The organism is Anoxybacillus sp. PDR2, assembly GCF_009834045.1.
Taxonomy (GTDB): Bacteria; Bacillota; Bacilli; order Bacillales; family Anoxybacillaceae; genus Anoxybacteroides; species Anoxybacteroides rupiense.
Map to the genome: position 1 here is coordinate 789,044 of NZ_CP047158.1, position 12,795 is coordinate 801,838.

Here is a 12,795-nt window from a genome sequence, read left to right on the forward strand (position 1 = left end):
AAGAAGGGCAATGGAAAATAAAGGTGGTGATAGCATGTCGCTTCGCTTTATGATTGGAAGATCAGGGACCGGCAAAACGACAGCATGTTTAAACGAAATTCGTGAGAAGCTGAAGGAGCAGCCGATGGGCTCTCCCATCATTTATCTTGTGCCAGAGCAAATGACGTTTCAATCAGAATATGCGTTGATTCGCACACCGGGACTGGACGGGATGATTCGCGCACAGGTGCTAAGCTTTACGCGATTGGCCTTTCGCGTGCTGCAAGAAACTGGGGGAATGAGCCGCTATTATTTAAATCAAACGGGAGTGCGCATGCTGCTAAGGAAAATTATTGATAAGCATAAGGATGAGCTGATTTTATTTGCCCGCGCGGCTGATAAGCATGGCTTTATTGAGCAGCTAGAAGAAATGCTTATTGAGTGCAAGCGTTATTGTATTACACCGGAGCAACTGCTGGAAACAGAAACGCAGCTGCGCCAAAATGCCACCTCGGCCGAAAAAGTATTAGCGGACAAGCTAAAGGATTTACAGCTTATCTATCGCCAATTCGAACGGGATTTAATGAATCGGTATGTGGATTCGGAAGATTACTTGCGCTTTTTGGCTGAAAAAATTCCGCATTCCCGCTACATACAAGACGCGGAAATTTACGTGGACGGGTTTCACCATTTTACACCGCAAGAATATATGGTGCTTGAGCAATTGTTATGTTTCGCTAAGCGCGTGACGGTCGCTTTAACGGTGGATGAGCCTTATAATGAACAGCTGCCGAATGAGCTACATTTGTTTCGCATGACAGGTAAAACATACTATGAGTTGCGAAATATAGCCCTTTTAAACAACGTTCTCATTGAACCGATCAAGTTTTGTCAAGAGAATGTAAGGCATCAGTCGTTATCGCTTCGCCATTTAGAAGCGCATTATGATACGCGCCCTTCTTTGCCCTTTGCTGGGGAGGCCGGTGAAATTCAATTATGCCAAGCATCACATCGCCGGGCAGAGATTGAAGGAATTGCTAGAGAAATTATTCGGCTTGTGCGCGAGGAAGGGTATCGATATCGGGATGTCGCTCTATTGGTACGAAATTCTGATGACTATCGCAATCTATTTCAAACTGTTTTTGTTGATTATGAGATTCCTTACTTTATTGATGAAAAGGAGCCGATGGGAAATCATCCATTTATCGAACTGATTCGTGCAAGCTTGGATGTGATTCAGACAAACTGGCGGTATGAAGCCGTGTTTCGGGCGGTAAAGACCGATTTCTTTTTTCCGCTAGAGAGCCATGTGCAAACGATGCGAGAAGCAATGGATCAGCTGGAAAATTACGTGCTTGAACACGGAATTTATGGAGCGAAATGGAGGCAGCACTGGGTGTATCGGCGCTATCAGGGACTTGAGGAGATCGCGGCGCCGCAAACAGACGAAGAAAGAAACTACGAAGAAAAGCTAAATGTGTGGAGAGAAATGGTCGCTTCCCCGCTCTTGATGTTGCAAAAACGGTTACAAAAAGCGAAAAACGGGCGAGATATGTGCGAAGCCCTTTATTTATATTTTGAACAATTGCAGATTCCTAAAAAGCTGGAGAAGCTGCGTGATGAAGCTGAGGCAAAAGGGCAGCTGCTGGCAGCCCGGCACCATGAGCAGGCGTGGGGGGCAGTCATGGAACTGCTTGACCAGTATGTAGAAATATTAGGGGAAGAGCCGATGCCTCTTCATTCATTTGCCGCTTTGATGGAAACAGGGCTTGAGAGCCTGGAATTTTCACTTGTACCGCCAGCGATCGACCAAGTATTGATTGCTCACTTTGACCGTTCGCGTCTAACAGATATGAAGTGTATATTTATCATTGGTGCGAATGATGGGGTGATTCCTTCGCGAAAAAGCGCGGATGGCGTATTATCTGAGCAAGACCGCGAGCTGCTGCATCATTTTTCGGTACATGTCGCTCCAACAAGCCGGCAGCAGCTGCTAGATGAGCCGTTTGCGATCTATATGGCGTTGGCTAGCCCAAAGGAACGGCTTTATATTACGTATCCGCTTGCTGATGAAGAAGGAAGAACGTTGCTGCCATCTGTGCTGATTAAAAGAATAAAAGAAATATTTCCTGATGTGCAAGAAAAGAGATGGGGCGGTGAACCTTTTACATTGCCGCTTCCGGAACAGCTCTCACTCATTACCAATTATTCAGCAACGCTTGGAGCTCTTGCCGTTCAGCTTCATGCATGGAAACGGCAATATCCGATCGAGCCCATTTGGTGGGATGTATATAATCTTTATGCAGGTCATAACGACTGGAATGAACGGGCTAATAGAGTCATTCAAGCGCTGTTCTATGAAAACAAAACGAAAAAATTAAAGAGAGAGATTAGCAGAAAACTATACGGACGGACATTAAGAGCAAGCGTTTCGCGAGTGGAGCAATTCAATCGCTGTCCATTTGCTCATTTTGCCTCATACGGGTTGCGCTTAAAAGAACGCAATGTTTTCCGGCTCAAAGCCCCAGACATTGGTCAATTATTTCATCATGCTTTAAAAATGATGACAGAGCGTATTCGCACAGAACATCTAGATTGGGCACAGCTTTCTAAAGAGCAATGTGAACAATTATCCTATGATGCGGTCGAACAAATCGCTCCGTATATCCAGCAAGAAATTTTACTTAGTTCGCATCGTTACCATTATGTGAAGCGGAAATTGCATCACATTATGTCAAGGACGGCAAGCGTGTTGAATGAACAAGCAAAAATGAGCGGATTTGCCCCGTTGGAGGTGGAGCTGCAATTTGGCGACAAAGGGCCTTTGCCTCCGTTGACTTTTCCGTTGGCCGACGGAACGGTCCTTGAGCTTGTCGGTCGAATTGACCGCATTGACCAAGCCAAAAGTTCAAAAGGCATTTTATTGCGCATTATTGATTATAAGTCAAGCAGTCAAAAACTAGATTTTACAGAAGTTTATTACGGGCTTGCCCTGCAAATGCTTGCCTATTTGGATATTGTGATTGAATTTGCAGAGTATTTGGTCGGATCGAAAGCTTTGCCGGCAGGTGTGCTATATTTTCATATCCATAACCCGATTATCAAAAGCAAAAATGTGCTTCTAAAAGAGGACGAAGCAGAACAAAAAATTTTTGAAAGCTTTAAAATGAACGGTTGGTTGCTTGATGACCAAGAAACGATCAAATTAATGGACCAAACGCTTGATGCAGGAAAAGGTTCAGCCGTTGTTCCAGTAAAAATCAATAAAGATGGCTCTATTTCCAAAAACTCATCTGTGATTTCAGAGACTGATTTTGCTTTGTTGCGTCAGCATGTGCGCACCATTTTTCAGCAGGCTGGATTGCAAATCATCGATGGAGTGGTCGATATTGCTCCGTATAAACGAAAAAACGAGACAGCTTGCCAATATTGTGAATTTCGGACGTTCTGTCAGTTTGACGAATCGATTGAGCAAGATCGCTACCGGATCTTAAAGAATAAGAAAATGGAACAAATGAAGGAAGAATAGGAGGGAATCGCAATGGACATCATCCTTCCACCAAAGCCGCAAGGAGAGCAATGGACAGATGAACAGTGGCGCGCCATTGTCACGAATGGAGCTCATACGCTTGTAGCGGCCGCTGCTGGTTCAGGGAAAACGACGGTTCTTGTTGAGCGAATCATTCAAAAAATATTGGATGAGCAGCATCCAATTGATATTGATCGACTGCTTGTGGTGACATTTACGAATGCAGCGGCGGCTGAAATGCGCCAGCGGATTGCTGAGAGGATCGAAAAAGCGATCGCCAAGGAACCGCATTCCCTTCATTTGCGCAGACAGCTCAGCCTGCTGCCAAAAGCAGCCATTTCCACGATTCACTCGTTTTGCTTAGATGTTATTCGCAAATATTATTATTTAATCGATCTAGACCCTGTGTTTCGCATTGCTGATGAAACGGAAATCGAGCTAATCAAAGAGGAAACCATTGAAGAATTGTTTGAAGAACAATACGGGAAAAAGGAGAACGACATGTTTTTAAGTGTCGTTGACCGTTATACGAGCGACCGGACTGATGTTGGTTTGCAGACGATTGTGCTTTCCTTATATGAATTTGCCCGCTCGCATCCTTATCCGAGGGAGTGGCTTGATCGGCTTGTGGACATGTATCATGTTTCGGCTCATACGGCAATTGAAGAGCTTCCATTTGCGCCTTATTTGCTGCAATACATCGAGTTTCAGCTGCAGGCGGCTAAACAGATGATTGAGCGCGCGCTTGTGATGGCAGAACATCCGGCAGGTCCTCATTATTTACGCGATACGCTTGCGAGTGATATCCTACAAATTCGCGAGCTGGAGGAAACGAAAAAGTATTCATGGCAGCGACTTCACGAGGCGATTCATTCATTGACATGGGCAACAGCAAAGCGGAAGCCGAAAAATGGAGAATATGATGAGCAGTTGGTTAGCGAAGTGAAATCCTTGCGCGATAAAGCGAAAGAAAAAGTCAAGGAAATAAAGGAAGAGCTCTTTTCTTTTAAACCAGAAACATGGCTGCACCATTTGCAAGAGATGAAGCCGGTGATTGAAACGATCGTAGATCTTGTCAAAGAGCTGGCCGATCGTTTGCAGGCCAAGAAAATAGAAAAGGGAATTGTCGATTTTTCTGACTTGGAGCACTATTGCTTGCAAATTTTACGGCATCCGTCATCGACAAGCGATCAATTGCTTCCTTCTGATGCCGCGCTTGATTACCGAGGACAATTTGCAGAAGTGCTGATTGATGAATACCAAGACGTTAACATGGTGCAGGAAATGATTTTGCAGCTTGTGATTCATGATGATGAAGCAGCGGGTAATTTGTTTATGGTGGGAGACGTGAAGCAATCCATTTACCGCTTTCGTTTGGCTGAGCCATTTTTATTTCTCAAGAAGTATCAGCGTTTTTCAAACAGTGGCGGCAATGGAGGCATTCGCATCGATTTGGCGCAAAATTTCCGCAGCCGTCCAGAGGTTTTAGATGGGACGAACTTTGTTTTCAAACAAATTATGGGGGAGACTGTCGGCGAAATTGTGTATGAGGCTGACGCAGAACTGCGCTTTGGAGCAAGCTACTACCCTGAGAAAAGCATGCCTGTCGAGTTGGTGTTGATTGATAAAGCAGATAACGATCATGCGACGGAAAGTGAAAATGAATCGCAGCAGGATGAACAGCAAGAGCTTGAAAATGTTCAGCTTGAGGCTCGCTGGATCGCCCAAAAAATTAAGGAAATGATTGAAACGCCTTTTTATGTCTATGATCGTCATCTAAAGCAAGAAAGGCGCGTAATGTACCGAGATATTGTCGTCTTATTGCGTTCCATGCCGTGGGCGCCGCAATTGATGGAAGAATTTCGCAAGCAAGGCATTCCTGTGTACGCGGAGCTTTCGACGGGATACTTTACGGCAACAGAAGTGTCAGTGATGCTGTCGGTGTTAAAGGTCATTGACAATCCGTATCAAGACATTCCGCTCGCTTCTGTTCTTCGTTCGCCGATTGTTGGGTTAGATGAAAACGAGCTTTCTCTTTTGCGTCTTGAAAGACCGAAAGGAGCTTTTTACGAAGCGTTTTTGGCGTTTTTAGAAAAACGGCCGGCCATGGATCAAGAAGCAGCGCTTCAAAAAAAAATCGCGTCTTTCGCTGCACACCTACAAGAGTGGCGTACGATGGCGCGGCAACATTCATTAGCAGAATTGATTTGGCGCGTCTATCGCGATACTAGCTTTTATGATTTTGTCGGTACGATGCCTGGAGGAAAACAGCGGCAAGCCAACTTGCGTTTTTTATATGAAAAAGCGCGACAATTTGAACAAACTTCGTTTCGCGGCATTTTTCGTTTTCTGCGTTTCATGGAACGGATGCAGGAGCGCAAGGATGATTTCGGTGCCGCTCGTTCTATAAGCGAACAAGAGGATGTTGTACGGCTTATGACGATTCACAAGAGCAAGGGGCTTGAGTTTCCGATCGTCTTTGTGGCTGGTTTAGGAAAAAGTTTTAATACACAAGATTTGCGCAAGAGTTATTTAATGGACAAAGATTTGGGATTTGCCGCCCATTTTGTTCATCCGCGCCTGCGTGTCAGCTATCCGACCATTGCCCAGCTGGCATTGAAACGAAAGCAGGAACTGGAGCTTCTTGCCGAAGAGATGCGCATCCTATATGTCGCTTTGACGCGGGCGAAGGAAAAATTGTTTTTAGTAGGAACGGTGAAGAAACTAGAAAACGAGAAAAAACGGTGGCAGTCTGTTTGTGTGCACAGCGAGTGGCTACTGCCTGACTATATTCGAGCTTCTGCTAGATGCTATTTAGACTGGATCGGCTATTCGCTTGTCCGGCATGCTGATGCCGTTTGCTTGCATGATGGATTCACGGTGGAAAATGACATTTTTGCCCATGGATCGAAATGGAACGTGCAAGCTGTTTCTGCTGCTGAAATCGATAGAGAAATAGAAAATGCTGAACAGCAGGAAGCGCAAATAACGGAACAGCTTCGCAAAGGGGAACGCGTGCCGCTTCAGAGCGAATGGCATGACGAGATCGTTCGCCGCATGAATTGGCTTTATCCTTATCCGCTTTCGACCACTTCGAGAGCCAAACAGACGGTATCGGAATTGAAGCAGCAGCGTGAAACGTTTGGAGCCTATGGAGATGAAGCTTTTCTTAAGCCGTTTCGTACCGGAATCATGGATCGGCCGCGTTTTATGCAGGCGAAACAACTCTCTTCCGCGGAAAAAGGAACGGCGATGCATTTAGTGATGCAGCATATCGATTTAAAAAGCGATATAACAGAAGGAAGAATTCGTGAGCAGATCGCCAAGCTGCTTCAGGGTGAATGGTTGACAGAAGAACAAGCAAAGGAAATCGATATGGCTAGCATTCTTGCTTTTTTCCAAACCGATATCGGCCGTCGCTTGCAAAAAGCATCGTATGTTGAGCGTGAGGTGCCATTTAACTTAGCGTTGCCAGCTAAGGAGACGTATGGACAATGGAAGGAAAACGAGGAAACGGTGCTGGTTCAGGGCGTCTTTGATTGCGTATTTCAGGATGAAAAAGGCTTTGTCCTTATTGACTTTAAAACGGATCGAGTTCAGTGGGCTGATGATGTATCGGCTCTTATTGAAAAACGCTATCGTGTACAAATGGAACTATATCGTTTGGCCATTGAGCGAATCTGGAAAACGCACGTCGATGAATGCTATATCTATGCTTTTGACGGGGCAAAATTGGTTTCCATGTAGGAGGGAAGGCTTTGCGAATTTTGCATACAGCCGATTGGCATTTAGGGAGAACATTAGAAGGAAGAAGCCGGCTGCGAGAACAAGAGCAATTTTTAGATGAATTGGTCTCCATTGTTGAAGAAGAAAAAATTGATGCTGTGCTGATGGCTGGCGATGTTTTTGATTCGGTGAATCCGCCAGCAGCCGCAGAACAGTTGTTTTATGAAGGGATTGCTAGGCTATCAAATGGCGGACGGCGTCCGGTGGTCGTGATTGCAGGCAATCACGACCATCCGGATCGTTTAGCCGCTGCTTCGCGGCTGGCGGCTTCTCATTCGATCACCTTGCTTGGTTTGCCCACGATGAGAGGGCAAGAAATCTATATTCCGACATGCGGGGAAACGTTGTTGTTAGCCGCGCTTCCATACCCATCAGAATCAAGGCTAGCCCAGCTGTTGGCTGCTGAAAACGATGAGAAACTATTACGAAAAAAATATGATGAAAAGGTAAAGGAAATTTTCACTGTGATGAATCAGCAATTTCGGCACGATACGGTGAATATCGCGATGAGCCATTTATATGTGGCGGGAGGTGAGCCGTCTGATTCGGAGCGGCCAATTGAAGTCGGAGGGGCTTATACGGTATCAGCCCATTGTTTTCCAGACCAGGCTCAATATGTGGCGCTAGGGCATTTGCATCGGCCGCAAAACGTTAAACAAGCCGCAATGCCGGCGCGCTATTCGGGTTCTCCGCTTGCCTATAGCTTTTCTGAAGTGGGCTATACCAAATCGGTCACGATTGTGGATGTTCATCCCCAAAAGGAAGCGAATGTGTCAGAGCTACCGTTGTCATGCGGCAGACCGCTTGCCAAGTGGAAAGCGACCGAAGGCTTGGCCCAGGTTTATCGCTGGCTTGAGGAAGGAAAAGACCGCAATGCTTGGATTGATTTGGAAATTTATGTTGAGCATTCATTGACATTGGAAGAAATTCATCGTTTACGTAAAAGCTATGACGGATTTATCTATATTCGCCCTCATTTTTTAACCAAGCAACAGGCTGTACAAGAGGAGCGCGAGCATACTCCGATTGAAGTGCTATTTCAGCGCTTTTATGAAAAGCAGACAGGAGGGGCCAAGCCGACGGAAGAGCTTGTCCGGATGTTCCTCGAACTGCTTGCTGATGAAGATGAGGATGGTGATGAAGCATGAAGCCGATTCGTTTAACGGTTGCCGGATTGCATAGCTTTCGCGAAAAGCAGGTGATCGAATTCGATAAGCTGTGTGAAGGGGGCCTTTTTGGCATTTTCGGACCGACGGGCAGCGGCAAATCCTCCATTTTAGATGCGATGACTTTGGCGCTTTACGGAAATGTTGAGCGCGCGGCCAACAATACGAACGGCATTATGAATCATGCAGAGCAGGAGTTAGTCGTTTCCTTTACTTTTGAATTGGCCAGTGCCAATGGAAAGAGAAAATATACCGTTGAGCGAAGCTTTAAGAGAAGTGAGGGACTTCGTGTTAAAACAGCGATTAGCCGTCTAATTGAGGAAGGTTCAGAACGAGTCGTGCTTGCGGATAAAACAAGGGAGGTCGACGATCAAATCAAGCAGCTGCTCGGCTTGGAAATGAAGGATTTTACGCGGGCCGTCGTGCTGCCGCAAGGGAAATTTGCTGAATTTTTATCGCTAAAGGGTGTCGAGCGTCGGCAAATGCTGCAGCGGCTTTTTAATCTTGAACAATATGGGGATCAATTGAACAAAAAGCTAAAAACGAGATTCATAAACGCTACAGCCAAGTTAGAAACCATTTGCGCGGAGCAAGCAGGACTTGGCAATGCCTCAAAAGAAACGTTGGATGAACAACTGCAGCAATTAGAACAACTGGAGCAAGAACTCAAGCAGCAGCAGCTTTATTTGGTTCAAATAAAAGAGCGATATGAACGTGATAAAGAGCTGTGGCAATGGCAAAAGGAAAAGGAATACATCGAACAGCAGTTGGAAAAATGCCGGATGGAGGAGACGGAAATCCTCACGCTTGAACAAAAGCGCCAAAAGGCGGAGGAGGCGGAACGCTTACTTCCCTACGCTCAGCAATATGAACAAGCAAAGCGAGAGGTTGAAGAATGGGAAAGAGAAATGAAGCGCATTGAGCAGCAGCTTCATGTTACTCGTCAGCAATATGAACAGGCAGCTGAAGCTTACCGTTTTATTCGCGCGAAAAAAAATGAGCAGGAGCCGAAGCTTTTGCAGAAGAAAGAACAGCTTTTGCAAGCCAAGCAGCTGTGGGAGCGGATGCAGCAAATGGAGCGAGAAATGAAGGATATTAGGGCGCGGATCTCGGAAACGATGGCAAAAGAAAAGCAAGCACAGCAAGCGTTCGAACACCTTTCCCAGCTTTATGAACGAGCGTTGGACAAGCAAAAAAGTCTCAAGGAGCAATGGCGGCAAAAGCAGGTCCCTGCGCAAGTAAAAGAGCGGATCTATCGGGCTTATGAAGAAAAAAAAGAAGTGATGGTGCTTGATCAAGCGCTGCAAGAAATCAAGAGGGAGTATAGACAAAAGCAAGAAAGCTATGATCGGCTTGTGCAGCGCGAAAGTGTGTATGAAAAGCAACTGGAAGATGGTAAGAAAGCGTGGACAGCCCATTTTCAGCGAATCGAGAGGCTTTACCATCGTGTATGTGAAAAACAAATCCAACTTGAAAAGCTCATCTACAAGATCAAACAAAAGCAAAAAATAGCGGAGAAGACACGGCTGCAGCATGCGGCTGCCTCTTTGGCGGCAACGTTAACAGAAGGAAGTCCTTGTCCTGTGTGCGGTTCTCTCCATCACCCGTCTCCTGCCCTATCATCTAGCGAGCAACCGAGCGAGCAGGAGCTGTTAAAATGGGACGAGGAGCTGGAGAGAGCACAGCCGCTCGCTTCGTCCTTCCAGTCGCTGAAAATTCAGCTGGAACAATTAGCTGAAGCGGTTATGCAAGAGGAGAATAGAGAGGGAGTAGCGTTAAGCGATGCGTCTAGGGCAAAAAGAGAAGCAGAAGAAGAGTCTTATGCTCCTATCGACGTACAGTTCCATGATCTGGCCGCAGAAGTAAAAGCTTTACAGCAGGATTATTTCCAATGCCGTGAAGCAATCAATACGATGCTGGAAAGGCGGCGAACGCTTGAAAAGCAGCGGCAAGAGATTGTCAATCAGCGCCATTCGCTGCAGCAGGAAATAGAAGAGCGTCTCGCTAAATACCAAGAAAGAGAGCGCATGAAGGACGAACGCATGCAAAATTGGCTAGCAATCTATGAAGATCTCTCATTTACAGCGGTTGAACAAATGATGGACCAATTGCGTGCGGATGAAAAAGAAGCACAATTATTGCAGGAACGAATTGATAAAAGCGTTGTATTTCTTGAACAAAAACAGGAGGAATGTGAACAAGCAAAAGAACAATGGCAACAGCTACAGCGGCAGCGAGCGGATGCTCTGCTTTTACAGCAGATGAAACAGCAACAATATAAAGAGTACGAGCAATCCCTTCCATTTCCTATTGACGAACAACCGCTTGAGCATCGATTGGCGGATGTGGAGCAGCAGCTTGTTCAGTTGCAAAAACAAGAAGAAGAAGCGTATGAATCGTACAACGGCATGCAGCGCCAATATCAGCTGTTAGAAGCAAAAAAACAGGCTGCGATACAAGCGCTATCTGAAGGGGAAAAACGGCTGGAGCAAGCAGAGGATAAATGGAGGGAGATGTTGCAGCAGAGCTCTTTTGCAAACGCTGATGAAATTCGTAAAACTCCATTAACACAAGAAGAAAAGAACGCGATGGCAGAACGTATCCAACAATTCCGTGAAAACTGGCTGAAATGGCAAAATGAATGGCAGCGGGTGACGGACCGGATGAATGGCATGGAAATCAGTGAAGAACAATGGCAGCAGAGCGCTTCCATGCTCCGGCAACAAGAAGAGAAAACGACAGAATTAATCAAACAAGTGGCTTCTGCTAAAACAAGAGTAGAGGAGCTGACTGAAAAGCATAAACGCTTTCAAGAGCTGGAGCAGCAGCGAATGGCAGTGGAACGGCTAGTCCAGCAATATCGTGAGCTGCAAAATGTGTTGCGCGGAAACAGCTTTGTTGAATTTATGGCGGAGGAGCAGTTGATCCGTGTCACTCGTGATGCGTCTGAGCGGCTTGGCGAGCTAACAAGACAGCGCTATGCCATCGAAGTCGATTCAGAGGGAGGATTTATGATCAGGGATGATGCGAATGGAGGAGTGCGACGTCCAGTAACGACGTTATCAGGAGGGGAAACCTTTTTAACTTCTCTGTCATTGTCCCTAGCCTTATCGGCACAAATCCAGCTTCGCGGTGAGTATCCGCTGCAGTTTTTCTTCTTGGATGAAGGGTTTGGCACACTGGATGGGGAGCTTCTCGATGTCGTCATTTCTGCTTTAGAACGGCTGCAGGCGAACGATATGGCGATCGGCGTGATCAGCCATGTGCAGGAGTTGCGCGCCCGTCTTCCAAAGCGGCTCATTGTCGAACCTGCTGAGCCTTCTGGCCGGGGCACGCGTGTTAAATTAGAAGTCATGTAGTCAAGTAGCCAAAAGAGGGGTTTTTATCTACTTGATGCATATCATGATTTCTGAAAAACGAATAGTTGGAGGCTTGTCCGTCCTTAGTCTTTTCATTACATAGATGTGTGACAAAAGTTGAAGTAACGCCGCTTTCAGACCCGTTCTGGTTCTGTGAAGCGGCGTTGTTCCATCATCGGGCTGTGGGAAAACACCCAGCCTTTATTATGCAAATAAATGACATCGATCGTAGCTGTCATTGCTGCTTTTTAACGGAGAAGCCTCTCACCTCTTAACGGAGTGTTGGTGGGAGAGGTTCATTTTTTGGAAAAACTTTAGTTATTACCAGCGACATTGTTATCGAATACATCCGGATCGAGGGAATTTGTAAAACTGATACCGTTATTTGTCAAAATAAAATCGCCCGTATTAAATCCTCCGGATCCCCCTTGGGTTTTGGTAGATGTTTTTGGTGCGATGTACATGGTGTCTCCTACTTGAAAAACAGCACCGCTGCTTACGTTTGTAATTTTAATTGGACCAACAACTGCTGGCATGTTCATCCATCCTTTGTTATTCGAATTGCTGCTTGTGGAAGCGAAAGAGAGAAAGGAATGTTTGGCTCTGATAGTTGCCGAATATGCTTAATGCGCGTATCGGCATCAATCGTAGAAGTGGAGCCGATATGAACGACTGCTGCGGTGGAAACAGCGATTAAGTGAATCGAACGAACTGAAAGAACAGGTGATTCATTCAAGCGGCGAGTTTGCACATATGCCGATACGGGAAGTTTAGGCAGAGACCTTGCAAACACAGGAAAAGCCCCTTCCCCTTCATTCCCGCCAAACCATTCGTATTGCCTTTGGACAGCTAAAACGTATGAACGAGCGTTAATTTCTCGAGAATCGCCAATTTGCAACACCGAGCTCAAAAGGACGGTGTTACTATTGAGCCATTGAACCATTGATAAGCGCTTCATCAATACCGACAACCTTCC

Annotated in this window: 6 protein-coding genes; 4 read left to right on the plus strand and 2 right to left on the minus strand. The window is 46.0% G+C overall.

Translation table 11 applies throughout. From position 1 onward, the window contains the following. Nucleotides 1–34: 34 nt before the first annotated feature. The 4 genes from addB to GRQ40_RS03885 are packed head-to-tail and all read left to right on the plus strand — an operon-like array spanning nt 35 to nt 11,819. Nucleotides 35–3,508 (plus strand): helicase-exonuclease AddAB subunit AddB, encoded by a 3,474-nt coding sequence (gene addB / locus GRQ40_RS03870; protein ID WP_159719397.1) that lies wholly within the window; start codon nt 35–37, stop codon nt 3,506–3,508. A 12-nt stretch (nt 3,509–3,520) separates the two neighbouring features. Further along, the gene (addA, locus tag GRQ40_RS03875) at nt 3,521–7,255 is read left to right on the plus strand and encodes a helicase-exonuclease AddAB subunit AddA (RefSeq protein ID WP_159719398.1); all 3,735 of its coding nucleotides are present in this window, start codon (nt 3,521–3,523) and stop codon (nt 7,253–7,255) included. A gap of 11 nt (nt 7,256–7,266) precedes the next feature. Then, a complete protein-coding gene (locus GRQ40_RS03880; protein WP_066148156.1) occupies nt 7,267–8,442 on the plus strand; it encodes an exonuclease SbcCD subunit D in 1,176 nt (391 codons plus the stop codon). Further along, entirely contained in the window at nt 8,439–11,819 is a 3,381-nt protein-coding gene (locus GRQ40_RS03885; protein WP_159719399.1) for an AAA family ATPase, read from the plus strand. Before GRQ40_RS03880 ends, GRQ40_RS03885 begins: the two co-directional genes overlap by 4 nt. Nucleotides 11,820–12,133: 314 nt before the next feature. Here the strand turns inward: GRQ40_RS03885 and GRQ40_RS03890 are convergent, their stop codons facing one another. Together GRQ40_RS03890 and GRQ40_RS03895 are read right to left on the minus strand one after the other, a co-directional pair. Beyond that, entirely contained in the window at nt 12,134–12,355 is a 222-nt protein-coding gene (locus GRQ40_RS03890; protein ID WP_066148161.1) for a spore germination protein, read from the minus strand. Nucleotides 12,356–12,357: 2 nt separating this feature from the next. After that, nucleotides 12,358–12,777 (minus strand): spore germination protein GerPE, encoded by a 420-nt coding sequence (locus GRQ40_RS03895; RefSeq protein WP_080860525.1) that lies wholly within the window; start codon nt 12,775–12,777, stop codon nt 12,358–12,360. Between the last annotated feature and the right edge of the window lie 18 nt (nt 12,778–12,795).